15 protein-coding genes and 1 tRNA gene are annotated in these 14,722 nt (G+C 65.9%); 2 read left to right on the top strand and 14 right to left on the bottom strand.

Going from position 1 to position 14,722, the window contains the following annotated elements:
- Positions 1-21: 21 nt before the first annotated feature.
- Positions 22-258, top strand: a complete 237-nt coding sequence (locus ACCQ12_RS05685) for a hypothetical protein (protein ID WP_372383124.1) — start codon at positions 22-24, stop codon at positions 256-258.
- 23 nt (positions 259-281) lie between these two features.
- Here ACCQ12_RS05685 and prpC read toward each other — a convergent pair whose 3' ends face one another.
- Both prpC and prpB read right to left on the bottom strand, forming a co-directional pair.
- On the bottom strand, positions 282-1,436 hold the full coding sequence (gene prpC, locus ACCQ12_RS05680; RefSeq protein ID WP_047695436.1) for a bifunctional 2-methylcitrate synthase/citrate synthase: 1,155 nt from the start codon (positions 1,434-1,436) through the stop codon (positions 282-284).
- A gap of 72 nt (positions 1,437-1,508) precedes the next feature.
- Positions 1,509-2,405 carry a methylisocitrate lyase gene (prpB, locus tag ACCQ12_RS05675; protein WP_104581110.1) on the bottom strand — a complete coding sequence of 299 codons (897 nt, stop codon included), beginning with the start codon at positions 2,403-2,405 and terminating at the stop codon, positions 1,509-1,511.
- A gap of 124 nt (positions 2,406-2,529) precedes the next feature.
- Here prpB and prpR point away from each other — a divergent pair, with 124 nt between their 5' ends.
- A complete protein-coding gene (gene prpR, locus ACCQ12_RS05670; protein ID WP_372383123.1) occupies positions 2,530-4,140 on the top strand; it encodes a propionate catabolism operon regulatory protein PrpR in 1,611 nt (536 codons plus the stop codon).
- Between the two features lie 43 nt (positions 4,141-4,183).
- Here prpR and ACCQ12_RS05665 read toward each other — a convergent pair whose 3' ends face one another.
- The 12 genes from ACCQ12_RS05665 to ACCQ12_RS05610 all read right to left on the bottom strand — a co-directional run bounded on the left by ACCQ12_RS05665 (position 4,184) and on the right by ACCQ12_RS05610 (position 14,637).
- On the bottom strand, positions 4,184-4,510 hold the full coding sequence (locus ACCQ12_RS05665; protein WP_047695464.1) for a hypothetical protein: 327 nt from the start codon (positions 4,508-4,510) through the stop codon (positions 4,184-4,186).
- Positions 4,511-4,888: 378 nt separating this feature from the next.
- A tRNA-Val gene (locus ACCQ12_RS05660) sits at positions 4,889-4,963 on the bottom strand.
- 236 nt (positions 4,964-5,199) lie between these two features.
- A complete protein-coding gene (locus ACCQ12_RS05655; RefSeq protein ID WP_003483889.1) occupies positions 5,200-5,553 on the bottom strand; it encodes a PilZ domain-containing protein in 354 nt (117 codons plus the stop codon).
- On the bottom strand, positions 5,550-6,509 hold the full coding sequence (locus ACCQ12_RS05650; RefSeq protein ID WP_372383122.1) for a DNA polymerase III subunit delta': 960 nt from the start codon (positions 6,507-6,509) through the stop codon (positions 5,550-5,552). The genes ACCQ12_RS05655 and ACCQ12_RS05650 overlap by 4 nt, the downstream gene beginning before the upstream one ends.
- Positions 6,506-7,579: an endolytic transglycosylase MltG gene (gene mltG, locus ACCQ12_RS05645; protein ID WP_372383121.1), complete on the bottom strand. Its 1,074-nt coding sequence runs from the start codon at positions 7,577-7,579 to the stop codon at positions 6,506-6,508. The genes ACCQ12_RS05650 and mltG overlap by 4 nt, the downstream gene beginning before the upstream one ends.
- A 60-nt stretch (positions 7,580-7,639) precedes the next feature.
- On the bottom strand, positions 7,640-8,995 hold the full coding sequence (locus ACCQ12_RS05640) for an aminodeoxychorismate synthase component I (protein ID WP_372383120.1): 1,356 nt from the start codon (positions 8,993-8,995) through the stop codon (positions 7,640-7,642).
- Between the two features lie 173 nt (positions 8,996-9,168).
- Positions 9,169-10,404 carry a beta-ketoacyl-ACP synthase II gene (gene fabF, locus ACCQ12_RS05635; protein WP_166744033.1) on the bottom strand — a complete coding sequence of 412 codons (1,236 nt, stop codon included), beginning with the start codon at positions 10,402-10,404 and terminating at the stop codon, positions 9,169-9,171.
- 143 nt (positions 10,405-10,547) lie between these two features.
- Complete coding sequence (gene acpP / locus ACCQ12_RS05630; RefSeq protein WP_002814322.1) at positions 10,548-10,787, bottom strand: acyl carrier protein; 240 nt, start codon at positions 10,785-10,787, stop codon at positions 10,548-10,550.
- Between the two features lie 154 nt (positions 10,788-10,941).
- Positions 10,942-11,685, bottom strand: coding sequence for a 3-oxoacyl-ACP reductase FabG (gene fabG, locus ACCQ12_RS05625; protein WP_372383119.1), 744 nt, complete (start codon positions 11,683-11,685; stop codon positions 10,942-10,944).
- An 82-nt stretch (positions 11,686-11,767) separates the two neighbouring features.
- Positions 11,768-12,712 (bottom strand): ACP S-malonyltransferase, encoded by a 945-nt coding sequence (gene fabD, locus ACCQ12_RS05620; protein WP_372383118.1) that lies wholly within the window; start codon positions 12,710-12,712, stop codon positions 11,768-11,770.
- A 104-nt stretch (positions 12,713-12,816) separates the two neighbouring features.
- The gene (locus ACCQ12_RS05615) at positions 12,817-13,599 is read right to left on the bottom strand and encodes a BUD32 family EKC/KEOPS complex subunit (protein WP_372383117.1); all 783 of its coding nucleotides are present in this window, start codon (positions 13,597-13,599) and stop codon (positions 12,817-12,819) included.
- 60 nt (positions 13,600-13,659) lie between these two features.
- The gene (locus ACCQ12_RS05610; RefSeq protein WP_005995227.1) at positions 13,660-14,637 is read right to left on the bottom strand and encodes a beta-ketoacyl-ACP synthase III; all 978 of its coding nucleotides are present in this window, start codon (positions 14,635-14,637) and stop codon (positions 13,660-13,662) included.
- Positions 14,638-14,722: the final 85 nt, after the last annotated feature.

Here is a 14,722-nt window from a genome sequence, read left to right as displayed (position 1 = left end):
TCACAAGGCGGGCGGGGTCTATTGCTGTTGCTGTTGCTGTTGCTGTTGCTGTTGCTGTTGCTGTTGCTGTTGCTGTTGCTGTTGCTGTTGCTATTGCTGTTGCTATTGCTATTGCTGTTGCTATTGCTGTTGCTGTTGCTGTTGCTATTGCTGTTGCTATTGCTGTTGCTGTTGCTGCTCGTATTCCTGCTCACCACGTGCCACTCGCCACGCTCCCTTCTCCCGCAACGCGGGAGAAGGTGCCCGAAGGGCGGATGAGGGCCACTCGCAAGTGGCACTTTTCAGACGCGCTGATCCAACGGCACAAACACCTGATCTTCCGGCCCGGTGTAATTGGCCGAAGGCCGAATGATCTTGCCATCCACGCGCTGCTCGATCACGTGCGCACTCCAGCCCGCCGTGCGTGCCAGCACGAACAGCGGGGTGAACATCGCTGTCGGCACACCCATCATGTGGTAGCTCACCGCACTAAACCAGTCCAGATTCGGGAACATCTTCTTGATGTCCCACATCACGCTTTCCAGACGCTCGGCGATGTCGTACATCTTGCGGCTGCCCTGCTCCTCGGACAGCTCGCGCGCCACGTCCTTGATCACCTTGTTGCGCGGGTCGGACACCGTGTACACCGGATGCCCGAAGCCGATCACCACTTCCTTGCGCTCCACACGTGCCTTGATATCGGCCTCGGCTTCGTCTGGCGTGTCGTAGCGCTTCTGTACCTCGAAGGCCACCTCGTTGGCGCCGCCATGCTTGGGACCGCGCAATGCGCCGATACCACCGGCAATGGCGCTGTACATATCGCTACCGGTACCGGCAATCACGCGGCTCGCAAACGTGGAGGCGTTGAATTCGTGCTCGGCGTACAGGATCAGGCTGGTGTGCATTGCGCGCACCCACGAATCCTTCGGCGCAAAGCCATGCAGCAGGTGCAGGAAATGCCCACCGATGGAGTCGTCGTCGGTCTCCACCTCGATGCGCTTGCCGTTGTGGCTGTAGTGATACCAGTACAGCAGCATCGAACCGAGCGAGGCCATCAACTTGTCGGCGATATCGCGCGCACCGGGATGGTTGTGATCGTCCTTTTCCGGCTGCAGGCAGCCCAACACCGACACACCGGTGCGCATCACATCCATCGGGTGCGCGGATGGCGGCAGCTGTTCCAGCGCGGTTTTCACCGCCGCCGGCACACCCCGCAACGAGCGCAGCTTGGCCTTGTAGCCGCGCAACTCGCCGCTGTTGGGCAACTTGCCGTGCACCAGCAGGTAGGCGATCTCCTCGAACTCGCTGGTGGTGGCCAGGTCCAGAATGTCGTAACCGCGATAATGCAGATCGTTGCCGCTGCGCCCCACCGTGCACAGCGCGGTGTTGCCCGCGGCAGTGCCTGACAGTGCGACGGATTTTTTCGGCTTGAAACCGGGAATGGCAGTGTCGTTCATGCGATGAGCTCCCAAGCTGTGGCGTGTTGCAATGTCACGAAGGATTGACCAGATGGACCCAGCAAGCGGCGATCATGCGCCCTTGCGCGCAAACAACGCGTCCAGGCGCTGTTCGTAGCCGTGATAGCCGATGCGCTCATAGAGTTCTTCGCGGGTCTGCATCGTTTCCAGCACGGCCTGCTGGTGGCCATCGCGCCGAATCGCCGTATAGACCGCCTCGGCGGCCTTGTTGGCTGCACGGAACGCCGACAGCGGGAACAGCTGGATCGCCACACCGGCCTGCGCAAGTTGGTCGCGCGTGAACAGCGGGGTCTTGCCGAACTCGGTGATGTTGGCCAGCACCGGCACTTTCACTGCATCGACAAAGCGCGCGTAGGTCTCCAGGTCGTAGGCGGCCTCGGCAAAGATGCCGTCGGCGCCCGCGTCCACGCAGGCGATGGCGCGTTCGATCGCCGCATCCACCCCTTCCATCTGGATGGCGTCGGTGCGTGCAATCAAGAAAAACGCTGGATCGGTCTTGGCATCGGCTGCTGCCTTGACCCGGTCGACCATCTCACCCTGGCTCACGATCTCCTTACCCGGCCGATGCCCGCAACGCTTGGCGCCAACCTGGTCTTCGATATGGCAACCGGCCGCGCCGGCCTTGATCAGCGACTTGATGGTGCGCTCGATATTGAAGGCACTCGGCCCGAAGCCGGTATCCACATCCACCAGCAGCGGCAGTTCGCACACGTCGGTGATGCGGCGCACATCGATCAGCACGTCTTCCAGCGTGTTGATCCCCAGATCCGGCAAGCCCAGCGAGCCAGCCGCCACGCCGCCGCCGGACAGGTAGATGGCCTGGTAGCCCGCACGCTGGGCCAGTAGCGCGTGGTTGGCATTGATCGCACCGATCACCTGCAGCGGCGACTCGGCAGCCAGCGCTGCGCGGAAGCGCGTGCCGGCAGAGGCTGGATAGGAGGACGTCATGACAGTTCCCGGGATGAGATGGTTAGCTGGTCAGCAAACGTCGTGCCAATCGCAAGTGTCTGATTCTGCTACGAACCGGAGACACCATTGTTGCGGTTTTGGAACTGATGGAACATCATGAAACATGACGAAACAGCTCGACTTCCCGCGCACCTCCAGCACCTCCGACGCAGCAGACACCTCTCTGCCGGTAATCTGGACCGTCAGCGTGTCCCGCCTGACCGGCCTGCTCGCCGACGTCATCCCCGAGTTCGACCAGCGCGCGCGCATCGAGCAGATCAACCTTGGCTTTGCCGAAGCGGTGGAAGTCATCGGCCAGCGACTGCGCCGCGAACGCTGCGACGCCCTGGTGGCCGGCGGCTCCAACGCCGCCTATCTGCGCAGCCGCCTGGCATTGCCGCTGGCACCAATCCAGGCGACCGGGTTCGACCTGATGGAAGCACTGGCGCGCGCGCGCCGCATTGCCCCGCGCATCGGCGTGGTGACCCATGCCAGCGACGTCCCGTCGTTTCATGCCTTCCAGATCAGTTTCGACCTGGATATCGAGCACCGCCGATTCGTCACTGCCGAGGACGCGCGCGATTGCATTGCCGACCTGCGCGCCGCCGGTATCAAGGTCATTGTGGGCACCGGCATGGCGATCGATTTCGCCGAACAGGCCGGGCTGCCCGGCGTGCTGCTGTATTCGGCAGGGTCGGTGCGCCAGGCGCTGGAGCAGGCCATCGCACTGGGCACGGCATCGAGCCGGGAGCGGCCCTCCGCGCGTAGTCACTCAAGGCGCCCCCGACGTAGCGATGCGCTGCTTGGCGACGCCGCCGCCATGGCGCAGGTGCGTGCCTTGGTGCAGCTGTATGCCCCGCATGCCGGCACCGTCCTGATCAGCGGCGAAACCGGCACCGGCAAGGAATTGGTCGCCCGACAACTGCATGCCGGCAGCCGTCGACGCGGCCGTTTCGTGGCAATCAATTGCGCGGCCATCAGCGAATCGTTGCTGGAGGCAGAGCTGTTCGGCTACAGCGATGGCGCCTTCACCGGTGCCCGCCGCGGCGGGCACACCGGCCTGATCGAAGCCGCGCAGGATGGCACGCTGTTCCTCGACGAAATCGGCGAATTGCCCATGCCGTTGCAGACACGGCTCTTACGCGTATTGGAAGAACGCGAAGTGTTGCGCGTTGGCGCAACCCTGCCCGTCGCAATCGACGTGCGTGTGGTGGCCGCCAGCCTGCAGGAGCTGCACGCGCTGGTCGAACAAGGGCGATTCCGTCGCGACCTGTTCTACCGCCTGGCAGCGTTACGCATCGCGCTGCCCCCCTTGCGTCAGCGCCCCGACGACATCGCACTGCTGCTGGCGCATTACTTCCAGCAACTCGGCAATATCGCCTCGCCGCTGTCGGAGGCTGCATTGCAACGACTGCAACTACACACCTGGCCCGGCAACGTGCGCGAGCTGCGCAACCTGGTCGAACGCCTGTGCATCCACTGGAAGGCGCAGGCGCACGAGAGCCTGAGCCTTGAGCAACTGCATTGGTGGGCACCGGAACTGTTCGACACGCAGATCGGCGATACCGCGGCGACATCCGCACGCAGCGACCTGGCGGCGTCCCGCCTGCAGCTCACCGCTGCAGCCGTCCGCGCGGCGCTCGATCGCGCAAACGGCAATCGCGCCCTCGCCGCACAGGCGCTCGGCGTTTCGCGCACGACACTGTGGCGCTGGATGCAGGCGCAAGCTACCTAGAACGGACGCGACGACTGCAAGGCGCACGCCCAGGCGCAGAGGCTCACTTGACCCGCGTGTACTCGGTATCGCCGGTGCTCAAACGACCGCTCGCCTCGTCGATCGCATAGTTGACCGTGCCATTGCCACTGGACACCTGCAGCACGCCCTTGGTCAACAACGCCGGGTAATTTCGGGTCTTGACCCCATTGCCGAACATCTCCGGCGAGGTGTCGCGGATGATGAAGCTCTCGCCGTTGTGCTCGATGCTCAGTACATTCTTCTGCGACTTCACATTGACCCACTTGCCCACGTACTGCTCGCCAACATCGCGCGCGCAGCCGGTCAGCAGCGCCATCGCAATCAGGGCACTTCCAAGCAGTGCTTTCATCGCCATACCTTCTTCAACGCGGGGGTCTCGCAGGATGGCAAGTCCTTGCTGAGCCCGCAACAAGCAGGCACAAGCGACGAGACAGACCACCCGGAAAGAAAGGTCACGGGGCGCAGGCCCGACTCTCCGGGCGCCAACGGACATGTCTGCAAGACCGGGAACGACGTTCTACTGATTGCCAGGTGCGCTATCACTCCCGTAGCGGCAACGTGCATTCAACCAAATTCGCCTACCGCAACCGCCTGCAGCAGGCGTCACCCATGACGTCCCGCGCGTTGCTGCGTCCTTGAGCCTCCCGCATGGGAGGCGAGACACAAAAAAACCGGCACATGGCCGGCTTTTTCTTCGCGTCCAATCCCGTGGAGTGCAGGATTTCTATGGTGGGCGGTACAGGGTTCGAACCTGTGACCCTTGCCGTGTGAAGGCAATGCTCTACCGCTGAGCTAACCGCCCGGTGACGCGAGCCGCACATTATAGGGCAGCTGCGGCAATCGTCAACAGGTACATCCGCGACGGCGAGGACCTGGTCGAAAACGTCCGGTCCAATGACTGGGCGCGCCGTGCCGGCGGTCTGGCGGCGCCATGGCGATAATCGATTCGGCGCCATTCAAACGCCCGATACGCCCCTTCGACGACCCGCTGCCAATACGACGGCAATCACGCACGCAACCGCACCGCGCCGCACCACGTCACATCGTATGCGTCGGTTTGTCCGAGGTCGTCAGGCCTGCCAGCAGGGTCTCGATCTTGTTGCGCACTGCCTCACCTTCCGGGCCGTCCGGGAACTGCACGCCGATGCCGGCAGCGCGGTTGCCCTGGGCGCCGGCCGGCGTGGTCCAGATCACCTTGCCGGCCACCGGCAGGCGCTCGCTGGAATCGGGCAGGGTCAGCAGCAGGAAGACTTCGTCGCCCAGCATGTAGCGCTTGGGGGTCGGCACGAAGATGCCGCCACCTTTCACGAACGGCATGTAGGCGCTATAGAGCGCCGGCTTGTCTTTCAACGCCAGCGACAAAATGCCTTGGCGTGCATTCATTGCACTCATCGAGTTCCCCTAGAACGTGGCTGGCGCTCTCCCTCGCGCCAGGCCAGCAACAATTCCGTCACTGCCAGGTCGGCGCGGACGGTGGTGCGCAGCAGGTCGCGGGTGCGGTTGGCGGCGTCGAACCAGGTCGCCAGCTTGTGCAACCGCGATGGATCGGTCAAGCCGGCCGAGGCCTGCGCCAATGCCAGATCGGCGGCATGCCGCAGACGTTGATCGGCCTGGCCATCATTGGTCCAGCGCTGCGCAACCTCCACCGCGCCGACGCGGCCGCTGGCAATCTGCTCCAGGTCCTGCGCCACCGCACGCCGCACCGCCAGGCCGTCTTCGCGCAGCCATTGCGCGGCAAGGCCGGGATGGCCGCGGGCGGCGTCCAGGGCCTCCTGCGCAGCGCGCTCGCTGACGCCTTGCGACAGCAACCAGGCCAGTGCCTCGTGCGCGGGCGGCAATTTGAATTCCAGGCGCTGGCAACGGCTGCGGATGGTCGCCGGCAACCGCGCCGGCTGGGCACTGATCAACCACAGGTAGCGGCCGGGCGATGGTTCTTCCAGCGTCTTGAGCAAGGCGTTGCAGGCGGCGCGATTGATCGCATCGGCCGGGTCCACGATCACCACCTGGGCGATGCCGTACTGCGGGGTCAGCGCGAGCTTTTGCGAAATCTCGCGCACCTGCTCGATGACGATCTCGGTACGCAGCTTGTCGCCGGTACGGTTGGCAATGAAGGACACCAGCTGCAGGTCGGGGTGGGTGCCGGCGGCGATCAACTGCCGCGTGCGCTGCGCCAGTGCCGGGTCCGGCGAGCTGGCCAGCACGTGCTCGGCCAGGGCCAGGGCGACCGCGCGCTTGCCCAGCCCTTCCGGCCCGCAGATCAGCAACCCGTGCCCGAGCCGTCCGGCATCCAGTGCAGCCACGGTCTGGTCGAAGGCGCGTTGCTGCCAGGGCGAAAATGCGGCGGTCATGGCGTGGGCTCCGTCTGCGGCGCGCTCGGCAGGCGGCGGCGCTGCAGGTAGCGCGCCACCGCCGCGTTATGTTCGGCCAGCGTGGCCGAGAATGCGTGCGCGCCGGTGCCATCGCCGACGGCCACGAAATACAGCGCCTCACCGGGCGCAGGCTGCACCGCCGCCAGCAGGGCCTCGCGGCCCGGCATCGCGATCGGCGTCGGCGTCAGGCCGGTGCGCGTATAGGTGTTGTATGGCGTGTCGGTGGTCAGGTCGCGGCGGCGGATATTGCCGTCGTAGCTGCTGCCGATGCCGTAGATCACGGTCGGGTCGGTCTGCAGCTTCATGCCCAGCTGCAGGCGGCGCAGGAACACTCCCGCGATCAACGGCCGCTCGGAGCCCAGGGCCGTTTCCTTTTCGATGATCGATGCCAGGATCAATGCCTGTTCCGGCGAGCTAAGCGGCAGGTTCGGGGCGCGCTGCTCCCAGGCCTGCGCCAATGCCTTGTCCATGGCGGCGTGTGCGCGCTTGAGCACGTCGAGATCGCTATCGCCGCGCTGATATACATAGGTTTCCGGCAGGAATCGCCCTTCCGGATGCTGCTTGGCGGCTCCCAACTTGGCCATCAGCGCAGCATCGTCCAGCGTCTCAATGGAGTGCTGCAACGGCGTGGCGGTGGCGAGTGCGGCGCGGAGCTGCCGGAAATTCCAGCCCTCCACGATCGTGAAACGGTACTGGATCACACGCCCCTGGCGCATGCGCGTGAGCACCTCGCGTGGCGACAGTGCCGGCGCCAATGCGTACTCGCCCACCTTGAGCTTGCCGGCGGCATCCACCTGGCGGGCGAGCAGCTGCCATTCCAGATCGGTGCCCTGCTCCAGGCCGGCCGCGCGCAATTTGCGCAGCGTGACCTTGAGCGAATCGCCGGGCGCAATCACCACACTGGGCGCGCTCGCAGGCACGGGGGTATCGGCGAAGTGCAGGTAATGCCGCCACGCCACCACCGCGGCAATCGCCAGCAGCGCTGCGAGCAGCAATGCCGTGCCCAGCACGGCCAGACATCCGCGTTTGCCAGTCACCGCCACACCCACCTCGTCATTGCCCCAGCACCGCGCAGGATACCGCGCGCCGGTGATGTCCCGTTGAAGCGCTCATGTCTGCTCGATCGCGCGCAACACGCCACGCGCCTTGGCGCGGGTTTCGTCCAGCTCGCGCTGCGGGTCCGAGTCCACCACGATCCCGGCGCCAGTGCGGAAACGCACCTGCTCGCCGGCCACCTCGGCCGTGCGGATCAGGATATTCAGATCCATATCGCCATCGCGATTGAGCCAGCCGAACGCGCCGGTGTAGGCGCCGCGCGCGGTCTGTTCGAGCTCGGCAATGATCTGCATGCAGCGCACCTTGGGGCAACCGGTGATCGTGCCGCCGGGAAACACCGCCGCGATCACCGCGCCCGGGGTCACCCCGGCGCGCAGGCGGCCACGCACGTTGCTGACGATGTGGTGCACGTGCGCGTAGCTCTCCACGGCCATCAGCTCGTCCACTTCCACCGTGCCGGGCGCGCAGATGCGGCCCAGGTCGTTGCGCTCCAGATCGATCAGCATCACGTGCTCGGCACGCTCCTTGGGATGCCCGACCAGTTCACGGATCCGCGCAGCGTCGTCGTCGCCGGCAAAGCGCGCGCGGGTACCGGCGATCGGGCGGGTCTGCACCGCATCGCCCTGCACCGACACCAACCGCTCGGGCGAGGAGCTCACCACCGCGCGCCCGGCCGCCACGAACAGGCCGGCAAACGGCGCAGGGTTGGCCGCGCGCAGGCGCGCATGCAGCGCGGCCGGGTCGACCGCGTTGGCGAATGTGGCCTGCCATGCACGCGAGATATTGGCCTGGAACACATCGCCGGCGCGCAGGTAATCGAGCACCCGCTGCACCGCGTCGGTGAAGCGCTCGGCCGCGTCTTCTTCCACCGCGACCGGCCCGCTCCACGCGGGCAACGGCGGCAGTGCAGCGCAGGCAGCGATGTCTTCGACGATGCGGGTCAGTAGATCCTCACGCCCCGGCTCGGCCAGCGCCACGCAGCGCCCTTCCACGCGGTCGCGCAGCAACGCTGCCGGCGCGCGCAACGCCAGCGCAGTCGGCATGCCATCGCCGCGGGCGGGCAGCTGCAGAATCGGTTCGACCTGCGCGGCCAGTTCGTAATCCAGCAAGACCGCCCAGCCGCCACGGAACGGCCATGGGCTGGTCGTATCGTGCGGCACGCTCTCGGCCTGCCAGGCGGCATCCAGCGCGTCCAGAAACGTGCCTTCGAGCACCCGGCCATCGCCATCGCGGGTGCGCCCATCGCCGTCCAGCCGCAGGCTTGCGCCCTCTGCCAGCAGCAGCACATCCCAGCGCCCGTGGGCGGTTCCGGAAGCAGTGGATTCGAGCAGGGCCGGATAGCGTTGCGGTGCCAGCCGATGCAGCGCCAGCAGGTCGATGTCCGCATGCAGTGATCGGGTGAGCGTCATCGGTCCGGCGTGGCGTGAGGTGCAGACGCGGGCCGCTGCGGTAAACGCGGCGTCCGCGATGAGATGGATCGGCTGTCAATCGGAAACGTCAGCAGCGACTGCCGCGCCGACGCGTCACGCGCAGCAGCTGAGGCACCGCACACCGTTTTCAGAAAAGAAAACGGCGCATCGACTCAGACGCGCTTGAACACCAGCGTGCCGTTGGTGCCGCCAAAGCCGAAGCCGTTGGACATCACCGCATCCACCTGTACCTCGCGCGCCACGTTGGGCACGTAATCCAGGTCGCAGCCTTCGCTGGGCTCTTCCAGGTTGATGGTCGGCGGAATGATGCCGGTGTGCAGCGCCATCACCGAGAAGATCGCTTCCACGCCGCCGGCCGCGCCGAGCAGGTGTCCGGTCATCGACTTGGTCGAGCTGACCATGGTCTTGTAGGCGTGGTCGCCCAGCGCGCGCTTCATCGCCAGCGTTTCGGCCAGATCGCCCAGCGGCGTGGAGGTGCCGTGCGCGTTGAGGTAGCCGATCTGCTCGGGATTGAGCTTGGCATCGCGCATGGCGGCCAGCATGCTGCGCGCCGCGCCTTCGCCGTCTTCGCTGGGGGCGGTCATGTGGAACGCATCCGAGCTGGCACCGAAGCCGACCAGCTCTGCGTAGATGCGTGCGCCACGCGCCTTGGCGTGTTCATACTCTTCCAGCACCAGCACGCCGGCACCGTCGCCCAGCACGAAGCCGTCGCGCTGCTTGTCCCACGGACGCGAGGCCGCAGCGGGATCGTCGTTACGAGTGGACATGGCCTTCATGGCGCAGAAACCGCCGACCGAACTCGGCGAGGAGCCGCGCTCGGCGCCGCCGGCCAGCATCACGTCGGCATCGCCGTACTGGATCATGCGCATTGCGGTGCCGATCGAGTGGTTGGACGTGGCACACGCCGACACGGCCGAGAACGTCGGACCCTTCAGACCTTTGATCAGGCTGACCTGGCCCGGCAACATGTTGATGATGGTGCTGGGCACGTAGAACGGCGAAATCTTGCGCGCGCCGCCCTCATGGAATTTGATGGTCTGCTCTTCGATACCGAGCAGCCCGCCGATGCCGGAGCCAAGAATGGCACCGATGCGTTCGGCATTGCTTTCGTCGATCTCCAGCCCGGAATCGTCCAGCGCCATGAACGAGGCGCCGACACCGTAGTGGATGAACGAGTCCATCTTCTTGACGTCCTTGGCGGACACAAAAAGCGTGGGGTCGAAATTCTTGATTTCGCCGGCGATCTTGGTGGTGAACTGCGAGGCATCTATCTGCGTGATCGGGCCAATGCCGGAGCGCCCGTGGATGATTCCATCCCAGCTGCTGGCCAGATCATTGCCCAGCGGCGACACAATGCCCATGCCGGTAACGACAACACGACGACTCATTGCAGATCTCCTCACCACGGAACGAACGGTGCTTGCGGTTTGCGGGTGACGCCTAAAAACACAGGGCCGCATCAGCGGCCCCATGGAATGTCTGACGCAGCAGCGGCGTGATGATGCGCGCCACCGCCGTCAGGAACAACGCATCAGCTCTTGACGTGAGCCTTGACGTAGTCGATCGCCTGCTGGACCGAGGTGATCTTCTCGGCCTCTTCGTCCGGGATCTCGCACTCGAACTCTTCTTCCAGCGCCATCACCAGCTCGACGGTGTCCAGCGAGTCGGCACCCAGGTCATCGACGAACGATGCGCTGGTGGTGACTTCCTCTTCCTTGACGCCGAGTTGTTCGACGACGATTTTCTTGACGCGTTCTTCGATGGTGCTCATTGGGGATATCGCTCCAGATGGAGTAGTGGTGGTACAAAAAAACGCCATCGGGCTGCGATGGCCGCGTTGGATAGTGTAGTGGAAGCGCCCGAGCCTTGCATTGCATCACAAGTCCCGGCCGATCAGCCACTTAGCGCCTCCCGGCGCCGCACGCTCACGGCATGTACATGCCGCCGTTGACGTGCAGGGTCTCGCCGGTGATGTAGCGTGCGGTCGGGCCAGCCAGGAATGCCACCGCATTGGCGATGTCTTCCGGGGCGCCCAGGTGGCCCAGTGCGATCTGCTGCAGCAAGGCGGTCTTGGCCTCGTCCGGCAGCGCCTTGGTCATGTCGGTGTCGATGAAACCGGGCGCCACCACGTTGACGGTGATCCCGCGCGAGCCGATTTCCTTGGCCAGCGACTTGGAGAACGCAATGATGCCGGCCTTGGCCGCGGCGTAGTTGGTCTGGCCCGGATTGCCGGTCACCCCGACCACCGAGGCGATATTGACGATGCGGCCCTTGCGCGCCTTCATCATGCCGCGCATCACCGCCTTGGAGGTGCGGAACACGCTGGTCAGGTTGGTGTCGATGATCGCCTGCCAGTCGTCGTCCTTCATCCGCATCAACAGGTTGTCGCGGGTGATGCCGGCGTTGTTGACCAGGATCGAGATCGCACCGAATTCCTTGCCGATCGCATCGATCAGGCCATCCACCGCCGCCGCATCGGTGACGTTGAGTTCGCGACCATGCCCGCCGTGGGCGGCCAGGCGCTCGCCGATCGCCGCAGCGCCGGAGGCCGACGTGGCAGTGCCGATGACGGTGGCGCCCTGGGCGGCCAGCGTGTCGGCAATGGCCGCGCCGATCCCGCGGCTGGCACCGGTGACAAGGGCGATTTCGCCCTGCAGAGGCTTGCTCATGAATGCTGTTCCTCGAAGGGGGACGTCGCAACGGTGGCCGCGAACGTCGAGGGAGGCCGGCACGACCGGCATATGCAGTAGATCAGTGCGCCCACGCGTCGAGCGCGCCGGCATAGTCGGCCGGCGTGGCCAGCGGGCGCACATCCAGGCTCTTGTCGATGCGCTTGATCAGCCCGCTCAGCACCTTGCCCGGGCCGCATTCGGCAATCCGCGTGATGCCCTGCGAAGCCAGCGCCTGCACGCACCCGGTCCATTGCACCGGCAGGTACAGCTGCTCGGCCAGCGCCTGGCGGATCGCGGCGCTGCCCTCGTGCACGCGTGCATCGACGTTCTGCACCACCGGGATCTGCGGCGTCTGCCAGCTCAGCCCGGCCATGGCTTCAGCCAGCTGATTGGCGGCATCGCGCATCAGCGGCGTATGCGAGGGCACGCTCACCGCCAGCTTGACCGCCTTGCGCACGCCGCGCTCGGCCAGCAATGCCAGCGCGCGGTCCACCGCGCCGGCATCGCCACCAATCACGATCTGACCGGGCGAATTGAAGTTGGCCGGCACCACCACCTGGCTGCCTGCCGCCTCGGCGCAGACCTCCAGCACCAACGCGTCGTCGGCGCCAAGCACCGCCGCCATCGCGCCAACGCCGGCCGGCGCGGCGGCCTGCATGAACTGGCCGCGCAGCCGCACCAGGTGCGCGCCGTCGTGCAGCGACAAGGCGCCGGAGGCGACCAGGGCGGTGTATTCGCCCAGGCTGTGCCCGGCCAGCAGCGCCGGGCGCTGCCCGCGCTGGGCAGTCCACAACCGCCACACCGCCACGCCCGCGGCCAGCAAGGCCGGCTGGGTGTATTCGGTGCGGCTGAGCATCTCTTCCGGGCCACCCTGGGACAGGGCCCACAAATCGACACCGGCGCCTTCGGAGGCTTCGGCAAACGTGTCACGGATCTGCGGATGCAGTTCGGCCAGTTCGGCCAGCATCCCTAAGGACTGCGAGCCCTGGCCGGGAAACACGAAGGCGAGAGTGGATTCGGTCACGCGCTGCTGCCTGCAAAAATCGAGCCGGGATGATACGTGCGAAATCGCCCTGGCGTCTGTACTGCCGCGTATGCAAGCCGGCACCGACGCAGCGGCCGGCACGCTTACAGCAAGGCTGCGAGCAGGTCCATTTCGCCGTCGGCAAACCAGTCCACGCACAGCGCCAGCACCAACACCACGCCGAAGGCACTGGCCGCATGGATGGCCTGGATCGCCCGCCCCAGCGCGCTCGCCGAGCGGCCCAGGCCGCGCGCCACCTGCGCAACGCGCCGCAGCCGCCCGGTGACCGTATGCGCATGTTCGACCACCGCCGGGCCGGCGGTATCGAAGGCGCGCGCCAGCAAGCGCTGCAGCACCTCGCGCCGGCCACGGTAGTACTTGGCTACGCCATAGCCGAACACCAGCCAGTCGCGCGCCTGGGCCTGCGCCAGGTCCATCACTTCCAGTGGATCTTCTTCGAAATCGATAAAGCCGACCGACTGGCCATCGAAGGTCATGTTGCGTGGCAACGGCTGCCCGAAATAGGCGCCATGACCATGCGCATGGACCATGGCCGACACCGCCAGCGCCACCAGGCGGTCGCGCTCGGGCACGTCGGCTTCGCGCAGGCAGGTGGCAAACGAGCGGCCGTTGTCGCTCAGGATCAGGGCCGCCTGCCCACAGCCGACCACGCGCGGCACATTGACCGACTGCGCGTGCAGCTCGCCGAGCCGGCGCGCTTCGAGGTCGCGCGCGGCGTCGCCGCCACGGTGCGGCGGTGGACGCAATGCATCCAGGCCCCAGCGGCGTGCGACAAAGTTGAGTGCGCCCAGCGAGACCGCCCGATTGCTGCGGCGGTACTGCTTGAGCCAGACACGCTGGCCGGCGATGACGATGGGTTCTGCCATGACGGTCCGTCCTTCGACGCAGTCAGACCCAGCCGGCGGACGCGGCCGGGCCTGCGGGACTCAGTAGCGCAGCAGCGCCGAGCCCCAGGTAAATCCACCACCGAAGGCTTCCAGCAGCAGCAATTGGCCACGCTGCACGCGGCCCGAGCGGACCGCTTCGTCCAGCGCGAGCGGCACCGAGGCCGAGGAGGTGTTGCCGTGGCGATCCACGGTGACGACCACCTGCTCCATCGGCAGGTCCAGCCGCTTGGCGGTGGCCTCGATGATGCGCAGGTTGGCCTGATGCGGGATCAGCCAGTCCAGGTCGTGCTTGTCGTAGCCATTGGCGGCCAGGGTCTCATCGACCACCGAATCCAGCGCCTTGACCGCGTACTTGAACACGTCGTTGCCCTTCATCAGCAACGCGCCGCCGCCGTTCTTGCCTTCGCCGAAGCCGACCGACACGCCCACCGGGTCCCACAGCAGCTCTTTCTTGCTGCCGTCGGCATGCAGATGGGTGCTGAGGATGCCGGTTTCTTCATCGGCCTTGAGGATCACCGCACCGGCACCGTCGCCGAACAGCACGCAGGTGGTGCGGTCGGTCCAGTCGACAATGCGGGTCAGCGTCTCGGCGCCAACCACCAATACGGTCTTGGCGTCACCACTGCGCACGAACTTGTCGGCCACGCTGAGCGCGTAGACAAAGCCCGAGCAGGCCGCGTTGACGTCCATCGCCCCGCACCCGACATTGCCCAGCCGCGCCTGCAGCAGGCAGGCCGTGGACGGGAAGATCAGGTCGGGGGTGGTGGTGCCGATGACGATCAGATCGATCTCGTCGGCGGTGACGCCGGCCGCTTCCATCGCCTTCAGCGAGGCGAAATACGCCAGATCGCTGGTGGTCTGGTCGTCGGCGACGATGTGACGCTCACGGATACCAGTGCGCGAGAAGATCCATTCATCGCTGGTGTCGACGATCTTGGACATGTCGTCGTTGGTCAACACCTTTTCGGGCAAATAGCTACCCGTGCCCGCGATTCTGGAATAGATCCGCTTGCTCATACTGTTTCCTGGTGCAAGAGCCGCGGTGACCGGCGGCTCCGGAAGAAGCGAGAGTCACCCGGCCGCGCAGAGGCGCCGGGTGCCA

It is taken from the genome of Xanthomonas sp. NCPPB 1068 (assembly GCF_041479385.2).
Lineage (GTDB): Bacteria > Pseudomonadota > Gammaproteobacteria > Xanthomonadales > Xanthomonadaceae > Xanthomonas > Xanthomonas cannabis.
The sequence above is the reverse complement of the archived record's forward strand: the minus strand, read 5'-3'. Positions and strand labels throughout refer to the sequence as shown.